Here is a 21,969-nt window from a genome sequence, read left to right as displayed (position 1 = left end):
GCGGCGGGGCCGTGCGAATCGTGTGCAGGCGCGCCAGGCTTGACCGGCGCGGCTGCCGCGACCACGGTCCGCTGCGGCGCCAGCTCGACCTTGGGCTTGCCCGCCGCCGGGGTGATCTTCACGGTGCCGAGATCGGAGGTGATGCTGGTCAGCTCGTCGGGGACCGACGGGCTGTTGTTGATGATCGACAGCGCGATCAGCGCCTTGCCGCCCTTGGTGTTGGTGTAGTCGCTGCCCGGCTCGTGCGGCAGCACGATGTGCACGTTGCGCAGCGCGATCTTGCCGACGTCGGCGGTGTTGCCGTTGATCGCGGCGACCTGATCCGCGGTCTGCGAGATCTGGCCCGCGCTGCAGCCGGCCAGTGCGATCGCCGCGCCGGCGGCGAGTGCGGCAACCGGCACCATGCGACGTCGCGCCTTCTTCAGGGCGGTCACAGCTTTCAGGGCAGTCACGGGTTGTCCCTCCATGTCGACCGGGCTCATCTCCACAAGGGAGAGTAATAACTAGGGAGCGTAGTAGTTCGTGCAACCGACCGGGCGCGGGGGCTCGCGACTCGCGGGCGGTAGGTAACAGCTTGGTCGAGCGGCCAGCCGATTGCGGACGTGCTGCCAGCGCTGTTCGCACGTTGGTGTGCGGGCAGTGCCGAGAGGTAACCCGTTCTGGCACAACGTAATGCACACCGACCCGGTCTTGTCAAGCCCCACGGTTGCCTCGTTGTGGCCCTGACCTGCACAGTTGATCGCGCCGTTACCGAGTCGCATGTTAAACTGTGAACATCGAAAGGGGCACGGGACACATGATTTTTAAGGTCGGAGACACCGTCGTTTACCCCCACCACGGAGCGGCGCTGATCGAAGCTATAGAGACTCGCACCATTAAGGGTGAACAAAAAGAGTATCTGGTCCTGAAGGTCGCCCAAGGCGATCTGACTGTTCGGGTTCCCGCTGAGAACGCCGAATACGTCGGCGTGCGTGACGTCGTCGGCCAGGAGGGTCTCGATCGAGTCTTCCAGGTGCTGCGCGCGCCGCATACGGAGGAGCCGACCAACTGGTCCCGCCGTTACAAGGCCAACCTGGAGAAGCTCGCCTCCGGCGATGTGAACAAGGTGGCCGAGGTCGTGCGTGATCTGTGGCGTCGGGAGCAGGATCGCGGCCTGTCCGCCGGTGAGAAGCGAATGCTCGCCAAGGCCCGCCAGATCCTCGTCGGTGAACTCGCGCTCGCTGAGGGCACCGATGATGGCAAGGCCGAGACGCTGCTGGACGAGGTCCTCGCCGCGGCTTCCTGACCGTGAAAAATTTCGACAACGGTGCTCGTCGCACTGACGAACCCGTCGTTGCTCTGGTGCCTGCCGCCGGTCGCGGCGTCCGCCTGGGTGAAGCCACACCCAAGGCGTTCGTCCCGGTCGGCGGCAGCCCTATGGTCCGGCTCGCTGTCGAAGGCTTGATCGCCTCCGGCGCGGTCGACCGGATCATCGTTATGGTTCCCGCCGAATTCGTCGAGAGCGCCGTTGCCCTGCTGCCGCCTTCGGATTCGGTACACGTGGTTGTCGGCGGCGCCGAACGCATCGACTCGGTGCGGGCAGGTATTGCCGCCGCACCCGAGGCCGCCTACTTCCTGGTGCACGATGCCGCGCGCGCCCTCACGCCGCCCGAGCTGATCGCCCGGGTCGCGAAGGAACTGCGCGCAGGCCATCTCGCCGTGGTGCCTGCGCTTCCGGTCGCCGACACCATCAAATCGGTCGACGCGGCAGGCGCGGTCACCGGCACACCGGACCGCGCACAATTGCGCGCGATTCAAACTCCCCAGGGTTTTTCGGCCGAATTGCTGCGCTCGGCCTATCTGAGCGAGGGCGTACAGGCCACCGACGACGCGGGGCTGGTCGAATTGCTCGGCACTCAGGTGCGCACCATTCCCGGCGACCCGCTGGCTTTCAAGATCACCACACCGCTGGATCTGTTGCTCGCACACGCGGTGCTCGACGGCGCCGACCTCCGCAAGGTGGTTGTGCCATGACCGATTCCCTCGACATGCGGGTCGGCATCGGCAGCGACGTGCATCCCATCGAACCGGGCCGCCCCTGCTGGATGGCGGGCCTGCTGTTCGACGGCGACGACGGGTGCGCGGGCCACTCCGATGGTGATGTCGCCGCGCACTCGCTGTGCGATGCGCTGCTCTCCGCCGCCGGGCTCGGCGACCTCGGCTCCGTATTCGGCACCGATCGCCCGGAATGGGCAGGCGTCTCCGGCGCCGCCATGCTGAAGGAAGTGCGCAGGCTGCTCGGCGAGGCAGGCTTCGAGATCGTCAATGCCGCGGTCCAGGTGATCGGTAATCGACCCAAGATCGGGCCGCGCCGCGCCGAAGCCCAGCAGGTGCTCGGCGACCTGCTTGCCGCCCCGGTCTCGGTATCCGGCACCACCACCGACGGCCTCGGCCTCACCGGCCGCGGCGAAGGCATCGCCGCGATAGCAACCGCTCTGCTACGCGGCTGTCGCTGACCCAGCCCCGTCGGGCCGAAGCCGGTCCGTGAACAGCCGTCTCTACCAGCTAGGATCGATCGCCGTGACGCTGCGCCTTTTTGACACCGACACGCGGACCATGCGCGACTTCGCGCCGTTGGTCCCCGGCCGTGCCTCGGTGTACCTGTGTGGTGCCACCGTGCAGGGCGAGCCGCACATCGGCCATGTGCGGAGCGGCGTCGCGTTCGACGTGCTGCGCCGCTGGCTGCTCGCGCACGACTACGACGTCCTGTTCATCCGCAACGTCACCGACATCGAGGACAAGATCCTCACCAAGGCCGCCGAGGCGGGCAGGCCGTGGTGGGAGTGGGCCGCCACCTACGAGCGCGCCTTCGACAAGGCCTACGAGACCCTCGGCGTGCTGCCGCCGTCCGCGGAACCCCGTGCGACAGGCCACATCACGCAGATGGTCGACCTGATGCAGCGGTTGATCGAACGCGGGCACGCCTACGCCTCGCAAGGCAACGTCTATTTCGACGTGGTCAGCTTCCCCGAGTACGGCAGCCTGTCCGGGCACCGGCTCGACGACGTGCACCAGGGCGAGAGTGCGGGCGAGGGCAAACGCGACGCGCGCGACTTCACCCTGTGGAAGGCGGCCAAGCCCGGCGAGCCGACGTGGCCGTCGCCGTGGGGGCCAGGTCGTCCCGGCTGGCACCTGGAATGCTCGGCGATGGCCGAGTTCTATCTCGGCCCGGAATTCGATATCCATTGCGGCGGTATGGATCTGGTGTTCCCGCACCACGAGAACGAGATCGCCCAGTCCAAGGCGGCAGGCGACGGCTTCGCGCGCTACTGGCTGCACAACGGCTGGGTCACCCTCGGCGGCGAGAAGATGTCCAAGTCGCTCGGCAACGTGCTGTCGGTGCCGAACGTGCTCAAGCAGGTGCGTGCCGTCGAGCTCCGGTTCTACCTCGGCCAGGCGCACTACCGCTCGATGCTGGAGTACTCGGACAAGGCGCTGCAGGACGCGGCCCAGACCTATCAGCGCATCGAGGCCTTCGTGCACCGGACCGCCGAGCGGGCAGGCGAGATCACGGTGGGCAAGTGGACCGACGCGTTCGCCGCGCACATCGATGACGACCTTGCCGTGCCGAAGGCGCTCGCCGAGATTCATCGCGTCGTGCACGAGGGCAACAAGGCGCTCGAGTCCGGTGCGCTGGACAGCGCGCGGGACCTGGCCGGACAGGTCCGAGCCATGCTCGGTATCCTTGGCGTCGACCCGTTGGATCCGCACTGGTTCACTCCACGCGACTCGTCGGCGGCACTCGGCGCGCTCGACGTGCTGGTGCGTGCCGAGCTCGACCGCCGTCAGCAGGCACGAGCAGCGAAGGATTGGGCCAGCGCCGACGCTGCCCGCGATCGATTGCAGGCAGCAGGAATCGAGGTCACCGACACACCGAACGGGCCGGAATGGGCCCTTGGCGCTGCACAGGACTCGGCACCGGATGCGCCACAATCTGGAAAGGCCGGTTAATGGCAGGCAATTCGCAGCGTCGTGGTGCGATCCGCAAGGGCGGAACCAAGAAGGGCGCTGTCGTCGGCTCCGGCGGAAAGCGCAGGCGCGGGCTCGAGGGTCGCGGCGCGACCCCGCCCGCCGAGGCGCGCACCAAGCATCCCGCCGCCAAACGGGCGGCCGCCGCGGCGAAGGCCGCCGCAGCAGGCAAGGGTGGTGCGCGCGGTAGCGCTGGCCGTCCGGCCGGGCGCAAGAACGACGACGGTCCCGAGATGGTGCTCGGCCGCAACCCGGTGGTCGAGTGCCTGCGGGCAGGCGTGCCCGCAGCGGCGCTGTATGTCGCCCTCGGTGCCGAGAACGACGAGCGGCTCACCGAGAGCGTGAAGCTGGCCGCCGACGCCGGCATCTCGATCCTCGAGGTGCCGCGCTCGGATCTGGATCGGTTGAGCGCCAACGGATTGCACCAGGGCGTCGGACTGCAGGTGCCGCCGTACCGCTACGCGCATCCCGACGACCTGCTCGCCGTGGTCCGTGATTCCGCAGAACCGGCACTGCTGGTGGCGCTGGACAACATCTCCGACCCGCGCAATCTCGGTGCCGTGATCCGCTCGGTCGCCGCGTTCGGCGGCCAAGGTGTGCTCATCCCGCAGCGGCGCAGCGCGAGCGTCACCGCGGTCGCATGGCGAACCAGCGCGGGCGCCGCGGCCAGGCTTCCGGTTGCCCGCGCCACGAATCTGACTCGCACGCTGAAGGATTGGGCTTCGCAGGGCATTCAGGTCGTCGGCCTCGACGCGGGTGGCGACACCACGCTCGACGACTTCGACGGCAGCGAACCAACGGTCATCGTGGTCGGCTCGGAAGGCAAGGGCCTTTCGCGTCTGGTTCGGGAGAACTGCGATTCGATACTCGGCATCCCGATGGCGGGACCCGTCGAGTCGCTCAACGCCTCCGTCGCCGCCGGCGTGGTGCTCGCCGAAATCGCGCGCCAGCGCAGGGCTTGACGCGCACCATTCAGCCTTCCCACCCATCGAGTCGCGGGCGATTCGTTGGGTGGGTCAGCAAACCAGGTACGGCTGTTGGTACGAAACGCCCCTAGCCACACGGCAATAGACGTGGCAGCGCGATCTTCCCCCGTAGAATTCGGGGCGTGGTGATACCCAACCAGCCCATCGGGAACCCCGTCGAGCATCCGAATGCGACGGCGGTGCTGTTCCTCGGCGCCGCCAGCGTGCTCTGCTGCGGCGTGCTCGGGCCGGTCGCGTGGGCGATGGGCAAGCGCGCGCTCGACCAGATCGAAGAATCACACGGCGCCTACGGCGGCCGCGTTCAGGTGATGGTCGGATACATCCTCGGGATCATCGGGACCATCCTGATGATCATCTTCGGTGTGCTGTTCTTCATGATTCTGATCGGCGGCAACGCCTAATCGAGACTGGGACGCTGCTTGTCGTTGTCGTCCCAGGCAGGCCACTCCTCGCTGACACTGCCGGTCCAGTGCGGTTGCCTGCGTTCCTTGAACGCCGCCATCGCCTCACCGCCGTCGATGCTCTTGCCGACATGGTCGTTCAGGTCGCTCTCCAGCTGACCGACCATGGCCGGGCTCATCCCGAGCCCCTCCCACAGCAGCCGCTTCGACATCGCCACCGGCAGCGGCGCCGACCCGTTGGCGAGATCGTGCGCGATCGCCAGCGCCATCGGCAACACCTCGCCACCCGGCATCGACCCATTGGCCAGGCCCATCGCCTTCGCCTCGTCGCCGTCGAAGGTGCGACCGGTAAGCATGATGTCGGCGGCATTGGCCATGCCGACCAGTCGCGGCAGCGTCCAATGCGCATAGCCGTCAGCGACAACGCCACGCCGAACCTGATTGAGCCCGTATATCGCATCACGCGCCATGTACCGCAGATCGCACTGCAACGCGAGAGCAAGCCCGATGCCGACCGCATGCCCGTTCACCGCGGCAATCACCGGCTTGCGCACCCGCCACGGAGCAGGCTCGATGGTGGCACTGACATCGCCGACCCGACTCGATAGATCCGCCCCTGCGCAGAACGCGGGCGGCGTACCAGTGACGACGACTACCCGGATGGTGTCTTCCGCATCGCAGCGCTGCAACGCGGCACTCAGTTCAGCAGCCATCGTCGGAGTGAAGGCGTTCTGCTGAGCGGGCCGATTGAGCGTGAGCACGGCGATGCCCGCGGAGACATCGACGAGCAAATCCGAACTCATGCAGCCGATGTTAGCTCTGTTATCGGCCGCGCGGGCGCGGCCAGGGCATGCCTGCGCTGGACTTCGCGGGAGCGGAACTCATCCGCGCAGCACGTGGCGGCCGATGGCGTATTTGTGGACTTCGGTGGGGCCGTCGTAGAGGCGGAAGGCGCGGATGTCGCGGAAGATCATTTCGACGACGGTTTCGTCGCTGATGCCGATGCCGCCGAGTACCTGGACGCAGCGGTCGGCGACTTTGAACAGTTCTTCGGAGACGAACGACTTGGCCATGGAGCTTTCGTGCCGTGCCTTTTCGCCTTTGTCCATGAGCCAGCAGGCGTGCCAGATGGTGAGGCGGCACTGGTGCAGGGCAACTTCGTTGTCCGCCAACATGAACGAGACGCCCTCGTGCTCGCCGATCGGCTTGCCGAACGCGGTGCGGGTGCGCGCGTGCTCGACCGCGATGCTCTGGGCGCGCTCGGCGGCACCGAGCCAGCGCATGCAGTGGGTGAGGCGGGCGGGGGCCAGCCGGAGCTGGGCGTAGCGCAATGCCTGGCCGGTGTCGCCGAGCAGTGCCGACGTCGGCAGTGTCAGGTTGTCGAAGCGGACGACGCCGTGGCCGGCCACGTAGTTGCGGTCCATGGTGTTCATGGTGCGTTCGATGACGATGCCTGGCTGGTCGCCATCGGTGAGGAAGAGGGTCGGGCCTGGCTGCAGTCCGGCGTCGGCCAGGTGCGGGCCCTCGACGAGCTTGGCCATGATGATCCAGGTCTTGGCGCCGTTCGCGCCGGTGATCAACCACTTGCGCCCGTTGACGACGAAGTTCTCGCCGTCGAACACCGCCTCGGTGGCCAGCTGCGCCGGGTCCGAACCCGCGCCGTCCGGCTCGGTCATCGCGAACACCGAGCGCTGGTGCCCGGCGATCACCGGTGCGAGGTAGCGCTCCACCTGGTCCGGGTTCGCGATCTTGGACAGCAGGAACATATTGCCCTCGTCGGGCGCCGCGCAGTTCATCGCGATCGGTCCCAGGGTGGACCAGCCTGCGGCCTCGTAGATCACCGCCTGTTCGATGTGGGTGAGCCCGCGCCCGCCGAGCGCCTCCGGCGCCTGCACGGTGAGCAGCTTCTCCGCCCGCGCCAGCTCGACCAGCTCTTGCCGCAGTTCGTCGGTCGGCCCGTGCGCGGTGAGCCGCGGATCCCGTTCGAACGGCACGATCTTGTCGATGACGAACTGGCGGACTCGATCGCGTTCGGCGACGAGCTCGGCGGGAATCGAGAAGTCGATCATCGGTGCTCACCAATCGTTCGGGGGTGCGTGGGTCGAGCATACGAAACGTATGCGGAGTGACTGAAGGCAGCTGCCCTCACCGGCTGTCAGCGACCGGCTCCGGTCGGTCCATCGCGTGTCAGTGCCGTGTCAGCGGACCGCGACATCGTTGCGTCAACGCCGACGAGGAGCCAACCGACCTCGCACCGCAACCCCGATGAGGAGAACTCGCCATGATGACCGCCGCCGCCATCTCCCAGCTGCTGATCGCCCTCGCCTTCGTCAGCATCCCCCTGGTGCGGCATCGCTACGGTGCCGCCGCCAAGGCGGCCGCCGAAGCCGAACTGACCCGCCAGGGCGTCCGCACCTCGGTCCTCGCGGAGAACAACATGCGGTTCGACGCCGGCGGCCACGAGACCGTCGTCCCGGTCGCGGTCGCCCTGGTGATGACCGTCCTCGCGGTGCTGAACCTGGCCGGAAACCCGTGGGGCGCAACACTGTCCTGGATCTTCCAGACGATCGTGCTGCTCGGCAACGTGGTGATCCTGTACAGCAACCTGACCGCGGTGAAATCAGTGCAGGCCGCCTTCCGGCGCAAGAGCGATCCGGAACTGCACCGCATCGACGTCCGCGCGCTACTGACCGCAGCTGAGGGCGCCTTCCCGCGCTGGGTGATGCCGTACCTGCAGAACGCACGCCACGCGATCGTCTTCGGCAGCTCGCTCCTGGTGCTGATCGCGCTCATCGCAGCGTGATTCGCCCGCGATGGCCCCGGTGTCCAAGAGACACCGGGCCGTTCGCAGTGTCCTGGGATCAGCGGGCGCTGGCGAGTTGGCGCCGTCTGGTGCCGACGATTCGGGAGCCGAGGTAGATCAGGAACGAGAGCGTCGTGACGAAGGTGGAGACCGGGACGCCGGGGGCCAGGGACAGGAGAATGCCACCTACCGCGGCGATTTCGGCGAACACCACCGCGAGCACGGTGGCGCGCACCGGGTTCGCGGTCAGCTGTGCCGCCGCGGCGGCGGGGGTGATCAACAGGGCAAGGACGAGCAGTGCGCCGACGATCTGGACGCCGAACGCCGCGGTGATGCCGAGCAGCACCGCGAAGACGATCGACAGGGCGCGCACCGGAACACCGCGCGCCACCGCCACTTCCGGGTCGGAGCTGGCGAAGAGCAGGGGGCGGTAGACGATGGCGAGCACCACGAGCACGCCGACGGTGCAGGCCGCCAGCAGGCCGAGGCCGCCGTTGCCGACGCTGACCACCTGGCCGGTCAGCAGCGAGAACTTCGAGCCGGCACGGTCGGGGCCGAGCCACAGGAACAGCACGGACAAGCCGAGGCCGAACGACAGCACCACCGCGATGACCGAATCACGTTCTCTGGCACGGGTGCCGAGGATGCCGAACAGGACGGCCGCGACCACCGATCCGGCGATGGCGCCGACACCGACGCCGATCCCGGCGAGCAGCGCGGCGGCGGCACCGGTCAGCGACAGCTCGCTGGTGCCGTGCACCGCGAAGGACATCTGCCTGCTGATGATCAGCGGCCCGATCACCCCGGACAGCAGTCCGAGCAGCGCGGCGGCGAGCACCGCCTGCTGGACGAAGTCGTAGGAGAGCAGGCTCACGGTCGTGCTGAAGTCGAACATCTTCGACAGGACGCCGGACAGTTTGTCGATCACGGGCGGACCGCACTCGCCGGCTGCGTCTCCGAAACTGTTGCCCGGCTGGGGGAGTCGCCGCGATACCCGTCGTCATGGCAGTGCGCGCCAGCCGTGCCGAGCGCATCCATGGTGTCTCCGGTGCCGACGACCACCAGTCGCCCGCGCACGCGAAGCACATCGACCTCGGTCTGGTACAGCTCGGACAGCACCTCGGAGGTCATCACCTCGTCGGGTGTGCCGATCCGGAATTTGCCGTCGACCAGGTACAGCACCCGATCGACCAGCGGCAGAATCGGATTGATCTCGTGCGTCACGAAAAGCACCGCGGTGTCGTGGCTGCGCCTTCGCTTGTCGATCAGCTCCGCAACCAGTCGCTGATTGGCCAGGTCGAGGCTCAGCAACGGCTCGTCGCACAGCAGCACCTTCGGATCACCGACCAGCGCCTGGGCCACCCGTAGCCGCTGCTGTTCGCCGCCGGACATGGTCTCCAGCGGCGTGTGCGCGAACCGTTGCGCACCGACCGCGGCGATGGCGTCGGCGACCCTGCGCTTGCGCTCCGACCGTGCCTTGAGCCCGAGCCCCCACCGGTGCCCGTCGTAGCCGAGCCCGACGAGATCGACGCCGCGTAGCTGCACGCCCGCGTCGATCGTCTTCTGTTGCGGCACATAGCCGATGTGCGGATTGCCGGTGCGCGCGGGCGTTCCTGCGATCTCGGCGGTGCCCGCACTCAGGCCGAGCTGGCCGAGCAACACCTTCAACAACGAGGTCTTGCCGGATCCGTTGGGCCCGAGCACCGCGACGAATTCGCCGGGCGCGACGTCGAGGTCCAAACCCTGCCAGAGCGTGCGGTCACCGAACGACAACCCGGCCCCGTGCAGCCGGACCGCCGAAGGAGCTGCCTGCGCCCGTCGCGTGTTCTCGGTCAGCGTGGCCCCCTGGCTCGGTGCGGTCGTGGTCAACGCAGTGCCGCGGCGAGTGCCTGGGCGTTCTTGGTCTGCCACTGAATGTAATCCACGCCGGCAGGCAGGGTTTCGGTCACCTCGACGACGGGCAGTCCGCTCGTCTGCGCGACCGAGCGCAGGTCCTTGGTGATCTTGTCCTGGGTCTGCACGTTGTAGACGAGCGCGCGAACCTGCTTGCCGGTCAACAGTTCCCTGGTCGCGGCGACCGCGGCGGGGGCAGGGTCGGTCTCCTGCTCGATCGCCTCCTGGAACTCGTGCGGCGTCCGATCCTCGACACCGGCGGCAAGCAGCAGGTAGTGCGCGAGCGGTTCGGTCTGTAGCACCGGGGTTTTCGGGTGCTCGCCTGCGACCTTGCTTGCGATCGCGGTGATCTCGGCCAATCCGCTCTTGAAGGTCGCGGCCCGCTCGGCGAAGGCGGCGGCGCTGCCTGGCGCGAGCTCGCCGAGGTTCGCGGCGATCTGGTCGGCCACCGCGGCGACGGTGTTCGGGTCGTAGAAGACATGCTCGTTGCTGTCGCTCTTGTTCGGCCGCAGCTCGAACGCGTCGACGGTCCGCTTGGCGCGCCCGGCCACCGCCTTTTCGGCGAATTCGTCGTAGCCGCCGCCGTTGTAGACGACCAGGTCGGCGTCGCGGAGCTTGGCCGATTCGACGGCGGAGGTCTCGTGCGAGTGCGGGTCGGCGGTGGGGTCGGCGATGATCGATTCGACCGTGGCGTCCGGCCCCGCGATCGTCGCGGCGATATTGCCCCAGACGTTGGTCGAGGCGATGACGGTCGGCTTTCCGGAATCCTTCGCGCTGCCGTCGCCGCAGGCGGTGAGGGCGAACGCGGTGGCGATCCCGACCGTGGCACCTAAGAACCGAATGGCAATCTTTGTCTTCATCCGGTTACTCCTGTGGTGCCTCACAGCTGGTGGAGCACTCGAGCGGGTGACACAACTCAGCTTATTGGAAATGGTTTCTGTTTTACTTTATCAAGTACTCGGCGTGAACACGAGCCGGGCCCGTTGTCGGCCGACGCGCGGAGGCGCGGCCGTCAACGGGCCCGGGGAGAACTATCGGTGGCGGTTGGTTAAACGAGCGCCTCCACCGGCTGGCCGAGCAACTGCGCGCAGCGCAGCAAGCCGAGGTGGCTGTAGGCCTGCGGGTGATTGCCGAGCGAGCGTTCGGCCACCGGGTCGTACTCCTCGCTGAGCAGTCCGGTCGGCCCCGCGACGTCCACCAGCTGGGCGAACAACGCCTCGGCGTCCGAACGCTTTCCGATCAGCAGGTACGCCTCGACCAGCCAGGCCGCGCAGAGGTGGAAGCCACCCTCGCCGCCGGGCAGGCCGTCGTCGTGGTGGTACCGGTACACCGTTGAGCCGCTCCGCAATTCGGCCTCGGTCGCGACAACGGTCGCGGCGAAGCGCGGATCGGACGGATCGATCAGCCCGCTGAGCCCGATGTGCAGGGTCGCCGCGTCCAGGTCGGTGCCGTCGTAGGCGGCGGTGAACGACTGGACCTCGTCGTTCCAGCCCTTCGACTTCACCTCGTCGGAAATGGTCTCGCGCAACACCTGCCACGCCGGATCGACCTCGCGGTCGAACTTCTGCGCGAGCGTGAGCGCCCGGTCGACGGTCAGCCAGCCCATCACCTTCGAGTACACGTGATGGCGCGGGTTGCCGCGGATCTCCCAGATGCCGTGGTCGGGTTCCTGCCAGCGCCGCTGCACCGCGGAAACCATGGCGCGCACCAGTTCCCAGTCCTCGTCCGGCAGTGCCTGCGCCGGATCGGTGATCCCCTTCAGCTCACGCGCGTGCGCCAGGCTCGCGATGAGATCGACGATCGGGCCGAACACGTCCAGCTGCACCTGCATGTTCGCGGCGTTGCCGACGCGGACCGGGCGCGAACCCGCGTAACCGGGCAGCTGGTCGATCACCGCCTCGGGCGGCAGCGTCTCGCCGTAGAGCGTGTACAGCGGGTGCAGACGTTCAGGGCCTGGCAGCGTTTCGAGCACCCGGTGCACCCAGTCGAGGAACTGTTCGGCCTCGTGCAACGAGCCGAGCGAAACCAGTGCCTGCGCGGTCAGCGACGCGTCGCGCAGCCAGCAGTACCGGTAGTCCCAGTTGCGCACGCCGCCAATGTCTTCCGGCAGCGAGGTGGTGGCTGCGGCCAGGATGGACCCGGACGGTGCGTGTACGAGCCCGCGCAGCGTCAGCGCCGAGCGCTTCATCAGATCCGGCTTCATCGGCGGCAACTGCAGCGTGCCTGCCCACTGCGACCAGTAGCGCTCCGCCGCGCGGCGACGTTCGAGCTCCGGAGTCGGGGCCGGGGTGAGATCCGAGGTGCCGCAGCGCATTTCCAGCACGATCGGACCCTTCGACGGGTCGATGACCGCGCGGGCGGAGTCGTGGGTGCCGTCGCTGAGGATCTGCCAGGCCAGCCCGGGGGAGCGCAGCACCATCGGATCGTTGGTGCCGAGCACGCGCAGGCCGTTCTCGTCCGCTTCGATGCTCACCGGCACCTGCCCGAACTCCGGGCGCGGTGCGAAGGTGACGACGGCGCGCGCGTCACCGGTGATCACCCTGGTCAGATCGGTGCGGGTCGGGTCGACGTCGTGCGGCAGATAGTCGACCACTTGCAAACTGGCCCAGCGGGTTTCGACCGTCATCGTGCTGTCGATATAGCGCTGCGAGAGCGGAAGGCCCGGCCGTTCCGGCTCGATGGTGAAGTGGCCTGCCTGCGGTCCGCCGAGCAGATGCGCGAACACCGCGGCCGAATCCGGTTCGGGGTGGCAGAACCAGGTGACCGTCGCGTCCGGGGTCAGCAGCGCCACCGAGCGCGGGCTGGCCAGCATGGTCAGCCGCTCGATCCGGGGCGCACTCGCGCCTGCGAGCCAGGTGCGTCGCTCCTCGAGCAGGAAGGCCAGTGCCAGCGACACGTCCTCGGTGCTGTCGACACGGTAGCTGGCACCGCTTTCGCCCTCGCCGACCTTGATACCGATGTCGGGGCCGGACAGCACGCGGAAGGCCTTCTCGTCGGTGACGTCGTCGCCGAAGAACACCGCGGCGGAGGCGCCTTCCTGGTGCCGGACGGTGTTGAGTGCGGTGCCCTTGTCGGTCTGCACCACGGCGAGTTCGATGACGGCTTTGCCCTCGGTCACCTGCACGCCGAACCAGCACGCCGGGCCCTGTCTGACCTGGGTCAGCGCCCGGCGCCCGATCTCCGGGCTCGCGTTGCGCACGTGCAGCGCGACGCTGGCCGGTTTGATCTCGACGGTGACGCCGGGGTTCTCCGCGGCGACCTGGGTCAGCGCCGTCTGCACCTCTTGCAGTAGGTGTTTGGCGTCATTGTCGATGGCGTGCACGAAGCCGACGTCGAATTCCGAGCCGTGGCTACCGATCAGTTGCACCTCGACGGGAAGTCGCGACAACGCGGCGAGGTCCCGCAGCGCGCGGCCGGAAATGACCGCGGCGGTCGTGCCGGTGAGCCCGGCGAGCGCGCGCAGCGCGCTCACCGATTCCCGGTGCGGGAAGGCCTTCGCCGGGTCGGACACGATGGGCGCGAGCGTCCCGTCGTAGTCCGATGCGACCAAGAGTCGTGGCACGCGCGCGACCGTCGACAGTGCACGACGAAGTTCCAGTGGCAAATCCTGTGCGCTCACGCATCCAACCTAGTGATCGGAGGAGGTTTTTCTCAGGGGCGGGCAGAACAATACTGGGTTTCGTTAGCCGCACCGACGCCCGCCGCTGTGCGTGCGTTGTGTCCAATTGTCCGTGACGGCAACGGGGACCGCTCGGGGGCCGGATGTTTTCCGGTCAAGGCGGGCAGTGACTGGTGACTTCACCGTATGCGCAGCAGCGATGCCGGAGGAACGCGGGTCACGAACGGCGCGCGCAAAACTCGTGCAAACGGGCCTGTGCGTGGGTGGTGGCGCGGCGCGCTTTCGCGTGCTCGCGCGCACCTGTCCGCATGAGTGTGATTTTCGGCACGGAGGCGGCGATCGCCGCGAATTTGCCAGGTATGTGCTGACTGTCCGATGCCTGGGCCGCCGATCCGGTCGGCGGGTGTTTCCTAGCTGCGGTCGCCGAGCAGCAGATCGACGGTGAGCTCGAGCCGCTCGGTCACGTCGGTCGCGGAAGCGCGCCTGGTCAGCCAGGCCACCAGGTTCGAAAGCCAGACATCGCTGATCACCCTGGCGATCGCCAGCTGCCGCTCGGTGGGCTCGCCGTCGTTCATGGCACGGGCGAAGACGCGATCCATCACCTTGCCGACCCGATCGACCTCGGCGGCCGCCGACGCGTCGGCGAACATGAACGCGCGGGTCATCGCCTCGGTGAGCAGCGGGTCGCGCTGCATCATCCTGGTGATCTGGGTGAGCAGCAGGTGCATCCGCTCCTGCGGCGACTGTCCGGCAAGTGGCTTGCGCTTGCCCTCGATCGTTTCGAATTCCCTGGAGAGTGCGGACACCAAGAGGTGCACCTTCGAGGGGAAATACCGGTACAGCGTCCCGACTGCGACATCGGCGCGCTCGGCCACCGCGCGCATCTGCACCGCGTCGTATCCGCCTTTGGAGGCCAGCGCCATGGTCGCGTCCAGGATGCGCTTGCGCCGTTCCCGCTGCGCGGCCGAGCTCAGCTCGTCTTCGCTGAGCGTGGTGACCGTCGCGGTAGCCGCTGGGGTCGAGTCAGCGGGCTGCGATCGGGAGGGACTGGCCATTGATGAGAGTCCTTTCCGGAAACGTTCGTGTACTGGCCCGGCGTATCGGTTTCGGCTCCGCGGTCGTCTCTTGACTTCCGCACAGCTAGGATATTAGAACATGTTCTAGGTGTGGGAGTCACGCCGGGAAGGCGGTACGGAGTGTGACCATCGCCACCACTGACGAGCATAAAGCCGTCCAGGAGTCGATGCGCGGGTGGGCCGGATCGGTGCGGCCAATTGCAACAATGCGGACCGATCCGTCTGCGTTCTGGCGCGCGTACTGGCCGGGTCTTGCCGATCTCGGGATCTTCCGGGTCGCGCTGCCCGAGGACGTGGGCGGTGCGGGCGGATCGGTCGCCGACCTCGCCGTGTTGGTCGAGCAGGCCGCGCATGATCTGGTCGGCGGACCGGTGCTGACGACGGCACTGGCCAATCTGATCACCGCGGGACGGCTGGACGAACGCCAACCGTGCGGCGTTGCGCTCGACTTCGTTGTCGGCGCTGCGGTTTCGCTCGACGCGAGCGTACCTGTCGGCACCGCGGAATTGTTGCTCACGGGTGCCTGGGATTCGGTGCTCGGCGCCGCGCCGGATACCGCGGTGCTGCTTCCGGTTTCGGTGCCGGACGGCGGCCTGCGGTGGGTGCTGCTGCCGCCGGGCACCGAAGGGCTTCGGATCGAACCACTTTCGCCGCTCGACCTGAGCACGCCGCTGGCCAGGGTGCAGTGCACCGAGGTCCGCGTGCCCGCCGACCAGGTCTTCACTGCCCCGCACGCGGTCGAGGATCTCCTTGTCGTGCTGGTCGCCGCCGAGCTGGCCGGGCTGGCCGGGCGGTGCCTGGAGACCGCGGTCGAATACGCCAAGGTGCGTACCCAATTCGGGCGCAAGATCGGCGCGTTCCAGGCGGTCAAGCACATCTGCGCCTGGATGCTGTGCCGGACCGAGCTGATCCGCGCGGTAGCGGCGGACGCCGCGGCGGCGGTGGACGAGGGCGGCGCCGAGTTGCCGGTGGCGGCCGCGATCGCGGCGTCCATCGCGCTGGACGCGGCGGTGGACACTGCGAAGGACTGCATCCAGGTGCTCGGCGGCATCGGCTTCACCTGGGAACACGACGCGCATCTGTACCTGCGCCGCGCGACCGCGCTGCGCCAGTTGCTGGGCGGGTCGGCGCGCTGGCGGGCCAGGCTGACCGAGCTGACCCGCGCAGGCAGGCGGCGCACCACCGGGGCGGATCAGATCTTGGCCGCCGAAGGTGTTGCGGCCGTTGCCGGTAGCCAAGTCGACGAGCTGGCGGCGGAGGTCGCGCGGATCGCCGCGCTGCCCGTCGACCAGCAGCACACCGCGTTGGTCGAGGCGGGTCTGGTGATGCCGCACTGGCCGCAGCCGTACGGCCGCGGCGCGGATCCGATGACCGGCCTGCTGATTTCGGAGCAGCTGAGCCGCGCAGGCGTGGCAGTGCCCGACCTCGCGATCGCGGGCTGGGCCATTCCTACCCTGTTCCAGCACGGCACCACCGAGCAGATCGATCGGTTCGCGTGGCCGACACTGCGTGGCGAGATCGTCTGGTGTCAGCTCTTCAGCGAGCCGGAGGCCGGATCCGATCTGGCCGCGTTGCGCACCACCGCCAAGAAGGTCGACGGCGGCTGGGTGTTGCGCGGTCAGAAGGTGTGGTCCTCGCTGGCCGACCGGGCGAACTGGGCGATCTGCCTGGCGCGCACCGATCCCGATGCGGCCAAACACCGTGGCATCAGCTACTTCCTGGTCGATATGCGCAGCGCGGGGATCGAAGTACGGCCGCTGGTGCAGATCACCGGCGAGGCGCGCTTCTCCGAGGTGTTCCTCGACGACGTTTTCGTGCCGGACGACTGCCTGGTCGGCGCGTTGCACAACGGCTGGAAGATCGCCCGTTCGACGCTGTCGACCGAGCGAGTGGCCATGGGCGGCAACGGCATCGGTCCCGCGCTGGAGGAGCTGATCGCGAAATCGGCGGCCACCGGTCCCGGCTCGGAACTGGTGAACGACCGGCTCGGCGGTTTCGTCGCCGAGGCCGTCGCCGGACTGCTGATCGAACAGCGCGCCGCCGTCGCCATCCTGGCGGGTGGTGATCCCGGTGCGCAGAGCAGCGTGCGCAAACTGGTCGGGGTGCGGCACCGGCAGGCTGTTGCGGAATTCGCGGTCGAAACGGCAGGTCCCGCCGCTGCGCAGGACTCAGAGGTGGTAAAAGAATTCCTTCTCACCCGCTGTTTGACGATCGCGGGCGGTACCGAACAGATCTTGTTGACCGTGGCTGGTGAGCGGATTCTCGGGCTACCTCGCGACACGGACAGCTAAGCGACGAGGAACTGGGAGTAATTGCGTGGACTTCACCAGGGACGAGGGCCAGGACGCGGTGGCCGAAGTCGTCGTGAGTTTGCTGGAGCGAGAACCGGCCCGCGATATCGCGTTGTGGCCGAGTCTGGTCGACAGCGGCCTGCTTTCGGTGGCATTACCGGAACGGTTCGGCGGCGACGGCATGGGCTTGCCCGAGGTGTCAGTGCTGCTCACCGAGCTGGCCACCGACGCGGTCGCGGTGCCTGCACTGGCGACCTTGGGCTTCGGTGTGCTTCCGCTGTTGTCGCTGCTGCCCGACGAGCTCGCCCAGCGGGTGTTCCCCGCGGTGGCCAAGGGCGCGGTGCTCACCGCGGCGCTCAACGAACAGGCCGCGCCGTTCGCGGTCAAGCCGGAGACGACCGCGGTGCCCGAGGGCGACACGGTGCGGATCACCGGCCACAAGGTCGCCGTGCCCTATGCGGAGCAGGCCGGCTGGCTGGTGATACCGACCAATTCCGGTATCGCGCTGGTCGATTCGGGTGCACCGGGGCTGACGCTCACCCCGTCGCCGATCTCCGGCGGCATGCCGGAATACACCGTGCGACTAGATCAGGTGCGGATCCCGGCCGACCAGCTGCTGCCCGGCGGCCTCGCCGACCTGCATCGGCTCGCGCTCGCCTCGATCGGCGCCGTCGCGGACGGGCTGTTGAAGGGCGCCCTCGTGCTCACCGCCGAACATCTGCGTACCCGTCGCCAATTCGGCAGGCCGCTCGCCGAATTCCAGGCCGTCGCCCAGCAAGTCGCCGATCTGTATGTCGTCTCGCGCACCATGCACGTGGCCGCGGTATCGGCGAGTTGGGCACTGGCGCAGGACGATACGAGTCCGGCACACCAAGAGCGGATCGACGACGATCTCGACGTGCTCGCCTACAGCGTGGCGGCTCAGCTGCCCGCCGCGATGCAGCGGTGCCATCACCTGCACGGCGGTCTCGGCGTCGACATCACCCACCCGATGCACCGCTACTTCTCACAAGCCAAGGACATCGCTCGCTGGCTCGGCGGCGCATCGTTCCGACTAGATCGATTGGGGGCCAGATGTTCATCGACCTGACCACCGAGCAACGCCGGCTACGCGACGAATTGCGTTCGTACTTCGCCGATCTCGTCACTCCGGACGAGGAAGCCGCGATGCTGGTGAACCGGCACGGCGACGCCTACCGCGACGTGGTGCGCCGGATGGGCAGGGACGGCTGGCTCGGCGTCGGCTGGCCGAAGGAGTACGGCGGGCAGGGTTTCGGCGCGCTGGAACAGCAGATCTTCTACAACGAGGCGGTGCGCGCCGATGTGCCGCTGCCGCTGGTCACCCTGTTGACGGTCGGCCCGACACTGCAGCAGTTCGGCACCGACGCACAGAAGAAGAAGTTCCTGCCCGGCATCCTCACCGGCGATGTGCATTTCTCCATCGGCTACTCCGAACCGGAGGCGGGCACCGACCTCGCTTCGCTGCGCACCTCCGCGGTCCGCGATGCGGCGGGCGACTGGATCGTCAACGGGCAGAAGATCTTCACCACCGGCGCGCACGAGGCGGAATTCATCTGGCTGGCCTGCCGCACCGGCTCGACCGAGTCACGGCACCGCGGCATCAGCATCCTGATCGTGGACACCACCGATCCCGGCTACTCGTGGACGCCGATCATCACCTGCGACGGCGCGCACCACACCAACGCCACCTACTTCGACGACGTCCGGGTGCCTGCGGACATGCTGGTCGGCGAGGAGAACAAGGGCTGGCGGCTGATCACCACCCAGCTCAACCATGAGCGGGTCGGCCTCGGGCCGTCCGGCAAGATCGAGCAGCTCTACGACCGGGTGCGGGACTGGGCGCAGCCGCGCGGCGTGCTCGGCGAGCTCGATGTGCGCCGCTCGCTCGGCCGGATCCATGCCATGGTCCGACTGAACGAGCTGTTGAACTGGCAGGTGGCCGCGACCGCGGACAGTGCGGGGAGCGACCCGATGGGCGTGATCGCCGACGCGTCGGCCACCAAGGTGTTCTCCACCGAATCCCTGCAGGAGGCGGGCAGGCTCGCCGAGGAGATCGTCGGGCGCTACGGCGATCCCGCCGAGCCGGGCACCGCGGAGCTGCTCACCTGGCTGGACCGGCGGACCAAACAGAACCTGGTGGTCACCTACGGCGGTGGCAGCAATGAGGTGATGCGCGAGCTGGTCGCCTCGGCCGGACTGCAGCTGCCTCGGGTGCCCAGATAGCCATCAAGCAGTGCAAGTCGAGAAGGAGCCGCGTGTGCCGGAAACCATGAGTCCGGAAGCTGTTGTCGCCGAGGCCGAACGGATCAAGGCGGCCGGTGATTGTGCGCCGCGCCTCGCGCGCGACCCGGTGAACCAGCCGATGATCAACAACTGGGTCGAGGCGCTCGGCGACACCAATCCCGTCTACGTCGACGAGGCGGCCGCCGTCGCCGCGGGGCACCCCGGCATCGTGGCGCCGCCCGCGATGGCACAGGTGTGGACCATGTTCGGGCTCAACGGCGCCCGTCCGGCGGACGATCCGCTCGGCCTGGCCACCGACCTGTTCGACGCGGCGGGCTACACCTCGGTCGTCGCCACCGACTGCCAGCAGACCTATCACCGGTATTTGACTGTCGGCGAGCAGGTTTCGATCACCAGCAGGCTGTCCGAGTTGCGCGGGCCCAAGCGCACCGCGCTCGGCGATGGCTGGTTCATCACCTTCCAGACCAGCTGGCACGTCGGCGATGAGCTGGTCGCCGAAATGCTGTTCCGGCTATTGAAATTCGCGCCCGGCACCGGCGCGGCGCAGGCGCCGACAGGCGACCGGGTCAAGCCGCTGGTCTCCTGGGACACCGAATTCTTTTGGGAGGGAACAAAAGCGGGCGAGCTGCGGATTCAGCGGCTGCCGGACGGTTCGCTGCGGCATCCGCCGATCCCTGCCGTGTGGAAAGACAAGTCGGAGCAGACCGACTACGTGGTCGCCGCTGGGCAGGGCACGGTTTTCAGCTACGTCGTGCACCACGCGCCGAAAGTGCCTGGACGGCAACTGCCTTTCGTGGTCGCGCTGGTCGAATTGGCAGAAGGAGTGCGAATGCTCGGGGAGTTGCGCGGCGTCGAGCCCGCCGAGGTGCGGGTCGGCCTGCCGGTCCAGGTCGAGTTCGAGAAGCTCGACGACGACGCGACGTTGCCGGTCTGGCGGGTGATCGGATGACGACGACCGCCGAGCCGACCTCGGTGCGGGTCGGCACCGAGCTGCCGGAGCTGGTGATCACCGCCGATCCGACCTTCGTGATCAGTACCGCCTTGGCCACCAGGGACTTCCAGGATGTGCACCACGACAGGGACAAGGCCGTCGCCCGCGGTTCCAAGGACATCTTCGTCAACATCCTCACCGACACCGGGCTGGTGCAGCGGTTCGTCACCGACTGGGCCGGGCCGCGCGCGGTGGTGAAGTCCATCGCGCTGCGCCTCGGCGTTCCGCTGTATGCCGGCGACACACTCACGCTCACCGGCACGGTCACCGCGCTCGACGGCGACGACATCCACATCGCCGTGGTCGGCAAGGACAGCCTCGGCGACCACATCACGGCGCAAGCCGTCATCGCCATCCGGAGGGCCTGATGAGAGACCATCGCGCAGCGCTTGTCGGACCACTGCGGGTCTCGCGCAGGACGGTGTGGGCCGCATGACCGAGCAAACCATCTCGGGACGCGCGGCCATCGCAGGCATCGGCGCCACTGACTTCTCCAAGGACTCCGGCCGCAGCGAATTGCGTTTGGCCGCAGAGGCGGTCAATGCCGCGCTGTCCGATGCGGGCCTGCGGCCCGAAGACGTGGACGGCCTGACCACCTTCACCATGGACACAAACACGCAAGCCGCCGTCGCCCGCGCCGTCGGCATCCCGCAGCTGAAGTTCTTCAGCAACATCCCGTTCGGCGGCGGTGCGGCGTGCGCGACCGTCCAGCAGGCCGCCATGGCGGTGGCCACCGGCATCGCCGACGTCGTTGTCGCCTATCGCGCCTTCAACGAGCGTTCGGTGTCGCGGTTCGGCCAGTTCTCGACCGCGCTGGCGAGCGCGCCGACCTCGTCGGGCATCGACGCGGGGTGGGCCTATCCGCAGGGTCTCGGCACGCCTGCGGCCCAGGTGGCGATGGTGGCCAGGCGATACATGCACGTATACGGCGCCACCAGTGCGGATTTCGGCCGCGTCGCGGTGGCCGCCCGCAAGCACGCCGCGGTGAACCCGGCGGCCTTCTTCTACGGCAAGCCGATCACCCTCGAGGAGCACCAGAATTCCCGCTGGATCGCCGAGCCGCTGCACCTGCTCGACTGCTGCCAGGAGTCCGACGGTGGTGTCGCCATCGTGGTCACCAGCGTGGAGCGGGCTCGCGACCTGCCGCAGCGGCCCGCCGTGATCGCTGCTGCCGCACAGGGTTCCGGCGCCGATCAGTACGTGATGACCAGCTACTACCGTGACGCCATGACGGGACTGCCCGAGATGGGTCTGGTCGGCGACCAGCTGTGGGCCCAAAGTGGTTTGCGCCCAGACGATATGCAGGCCGCGATCCTCTACGACCACTTCACCCCGTTCGTCCTCATGCAGCTGGAAGAACTCGGCTTCTGTGGCCGCGGCGAGGCGAAGGACTTCATCGCCGACGGCGCCATCGAGGTCGGTGGGAGGCTCCCGCTCAATACCCACGGCGGCCAGCTGGGCGAGGCGTATATCCACGGCATGAACGGCATTGCCGAGGCGGTCCGCCAGATTCGCGGCACCTCGGTGAATCCGGTGGCGAACCTGGCGAACATCGTCGTCACCGCGGGCACGGGCGTGCCGACGTCAGGTCTTGTGCTCAGCGCCAACTGAATTCGGCTGCCGGTGCGACCACGGT

At 68.0% G+C, this 21,969-nt stretch carries 21 protein-coding genes; 13 read left to right on the top strand and 8 right to left on the bottom strand.

Annotation, left to right across the window (positions count from 1 at the left end):
* A partial coding sequence (locus NA11_RS30330; protein ID WP_218023403.1) for a copper chaperone PCu(A)C domain-containing protein occupies positions 1 to 452 on the bottom strand: 452 nt, incomplete at its 3' end.
* 344 nt (positions 453 to 796) lie between these two features.
* Here NA11_RS30330 and carD point away from each other — a divergent pair.
* The 6 genes from carD to NA11_RS30300 all read left to right on the top strand — a co-directional run bounded on the left by carD (position 797) and on the right by NA11_RS30300 (position 5,395).
* Positions 797 to 1,285, top strand: coding sequence for an RNA polymerase-binding transcription factor CarD (gene carD, locus NA11_RS30325; RefSeq protein ID WP_011206964.1), 489 nt, complete (start codon positions 797 to 799; stop codon positions 1,283 to 1,285).
* A gap of 2 nt (positions 1,286 to 1,287) precedes the next feature.
* Positions 1,288 to 2,013, top strand: a complete 726-nt coding sequence (gene ispD / locus NA11_RS30320) for a 2-C-methyl-D-erythritol 4-phosphate cytidylyltransferase (RefSeq protein ID WP_069165449.1) — start codon at positions 1,288 to 1,290, stop codon at positions 2,011 to 2,013.
* A 14-nt stretch (positions 2,014 to 2,027) separates the two neighbouring features.
* Positions 2,028 to 2,495, top strand: coding sequence for a 2-C-methyl-D-erythritol 2,4-cyclodiphosphate synthase (gene ispF / locus NA11_RS30315; RefSeq protein WP_069165462.1), 468 nt, complete (start codon positions 2,028 to 2,030; stop codon positions 2,493 to 2,495).
* A 64-nt stretch (positions 2,496 to 2,559) separates the two neighbouring features.
* The gene (cysS, locus tag NA11_RS30310; protein ID WP_069165448.1) at positions 2,560 to 3,990 is read left to right on the top strand and encodes a cysteine--tRNA ligase; all 1,431 of its coding nucleotides are present in this window, start codon (positions 2,560 to 2,562) and stop codon (positions 3,988 to 3,990) included.
* Entirely contained in the window at positions 3,990 to 4,970 is a 981-nt protein-coding gene (gene rlmB, locus NA11_RS30305) for a 23S rRNA (guanosine(2251)-2'-O)-methyltransferase RlmB (protein WP_069165447.1), read from the top strand. The genes cysS and rlmB overlap by 1 nt, the downstream gene beginning before the upstream one ends.
* Before the next feature lie 146 nt (positions 4,971 to 5,116).
* Positions 5,117 to 5,395, top strand: a complete 279-nt coding sequence (locus NA11_RS30300; RefSeq protein WP_069165446.1) for a DUF4190 domain-containing protein — start codon at positions 5,117 to 5,119, stop codon at positions 5,393 to 5,395.
* Here the strand turns inward: NA11_RS30300 and NA11_RS30295 are convergent.
* Both NA11_RS30295 and NA11_RS30290 read right to left on the bottom strand, forming a co-directional pair.
* A complete protein-coding gene (locus NA11_RS30295; protein ID WP_069165445.1) occupies positions 5,392 to 6,198 on the bottom strand; it encodes an enoyl-CoA hydratase/isomerase family protein in 807 nt (268 codons plus the stop codon). The genes NA11_RS30300 and NA11_RS30295 overlap by 4 nt on opposite strands.
* A gap of 78 nt (positions 6,199 to 6,276) precedes the next feature.
* Positions 6,277 to 7,464, bottom strand: a complete 1,188-nt coding sequence (locus NA11_RS30290) for an acyl-CoA dehydrogenase family protein (protein WP_069165444.1) — start codon at positions 7,462 to 7,464, stop codon at positions 6,277 to 6,279.
* A 212-nt stretch (positions 7,465 to 7,676) separates the two neighbouring features.
* Between NA11_RS30290 and NA11_RS30285 the strand changes: the two genes are divergently transcribed.
* Positions 7,677 to 8,198 (top strand): hypothetical protein, encoded by a 522-nt coding sequence (locus tag NA11_RS30285; protein ID WP_069165443.1) that lies wholly within the window; start codon positions 7,677 to 7,679, stop codon positions 8,196 to 8,198.
* 58 nt (positions 8,199 to 8,256) lie between these two features.
* Here NA11_RS30285 and NA11_RS30280 read toward each other — a convergent pair whose 3' ends face one another.
* From NA11_RS30280 to kstR, 5 genes are all read right to left on the bottom strand, one after another.
* Positions 8,257 to 9,093 carry a metal ABC transporter permease gene (locus tag NA11_RS30280; RefSeq protein ID WP_439957114.1) on the bottom strand — a complete coding sequence of 279 codons (837 nt, stop codon included), beginning with the start codon at positions 9,091 to 9,093 and terminating at the stop codon, positions 8,257 to 8,259.
* Positions 9,094 to 9,122: 29 nt separating this feature from the next.
* A complete protein-coding gene (locus tag NA11_RS30275) occupies positions 9,123 to 10,034 on the bottom strand; it encodes a metal ABC transporter ATP-binding protein (protein ID WP_084655200.1) in 912 nt (303 codons plus the stop codon).
* A gap of 29 nt (positions 10,035 to 10,063) precedes the next feature.
* Complete coding sequence (locus NA11_RS30270) at positions 10,064 to 10,951, bottom strand: metal ABC transporter solute-binding protein, Zn/Mn family (protein ID WP_069165441.1); 888 nt, start codon at positions 10,949 to 10,951, stop codon at positions 10,064 to 10,066.
* Between the two features lie 188 nt (positions 10,952 to 11,139).
* Positions 11,140 to 13,710 carry a trehalose-phosphatase gene (otsB, locus tag NA11_RS30265; RefSeq protein ID WP_069165440.1) on the bottom strand — a complete coding sequence of 857 codons (2,571 nt, stop codon included), beginning with the start codon at positions 13,708 to 13,710 and terminating at the stop codon, positions 11,140 to 11,142.
* Between the two features lie 410 nt (positions 13,711 to 14,120).
* The gene (gene kstR, locus NA11_RS30260; RefSeq protein ID WP_069165439.1) at positions 14,121 to 14,765 is read right to left on the bottom strand and encodes a cholesterol catabolism transcriptional regulator KstR; all 645 of its coding nucleotides are present in this window, start codon (positions 14,763 to 14,765) and stop codon (positions 14,121 to 14,123) included.
* 143 nt (positions 14,766 to 14,908) lie between these two features.
* Between kstR and NA11_RS30255 the strand changes: the two genes are divergently transcribed.
* From NA11_RS30255 to NA11_RS30230, 6 genes are all read left to right on the top strand, one after another.
* A complete protein-coding gene (locus NA11_RS30255) occupies positions 14,909 to 17,077 on the top strand; it encodes an acyl-CoA dehydrogenase family protein (protein WP_069165438.1) in 2,169 nt (722 codons plus the stop codon).
* Between the two features lie 25 nt (positions 17,078 to 17,102).
* Positions 17,103 to 18,167: an acyl-CoA dehydrogenase family protein gene (locus NA11_RS30250; RefSeq protein ID WP_069165437.1), complete on the top strand. Its 1,065-nt coding sequence runs from the start codon at positions 17,103 to 17,105 to the stop codon at positions 18,165 to 18,167.
* Positions 18,152 to 19,321 (top strand): acyl-CoA dehydrogenase family protein, encoded by a 1,170-nt coding sequence (locus tag NA11_RS30245; RefSeq protein WP_069165436.1) that lies wholly within the window; start codon positions 18,152 to 18,154, stop codon positions 19,319 to 19,321. Before NA11_RS30250 ends, NA11_RS30245 begins: the two co-directional genes overlap by 16 nt.
* A gap of 46 nt (positions 19,322 to 19,367) precedes the next feature.
* Positions 19,368 to 20,291, top strand: a complete 924-nt coding sequence (locus NA11_RS30240; protein WP_069165461.1) for a bifunctional MaoC family dehydratase N-terminal/OB-fold nucleic acid binding domain-containing protein — start codon at positions 19,368 to 19,370, stop codon at positions 20,289 to 20,291.
* Positions 20,288 to 20,701: a MaoC family dehydratase gene (locus NA11_RS30235; protein ID WP_069165435.1), complete on the top strand. Its 414-nt coding sequence runs from the start codon at positions 20,288 to 20,290 to the stop codon at positions 20,699 to 20,701. Before NA11_RS30240 ends, NA11_RS30235 begins: the two co-directional genes overlap by 4 nt.
* Before the next feature lie 64 nt (positions 20,702 to 20,765).
* Entirely contained in the window at positions 20,766 to 21,944 is a 1,179-nt protein-coding gene (locus NA11_RS30230; protein WP_069165460.1) for a lipid-transfer protein, read from the top strand.
* Positions 21,945 to 21,969 lie beyond the last annotated feature (25 nt).

Source organism: Nocardia altamirensis NBRC 108246 (assembly GCF_001612685.1).
Lineage (GTDB): Bacteria > Actinomycetota > Actinomycetes > Mycobacteriales > Mycobacteriaceae > Nocardia > Nocardia altamirensis.
Note: the sequence above shows the minus strand (reverse complement) of the source record. Positions and strands in the feature narration are given on the sequence as shown.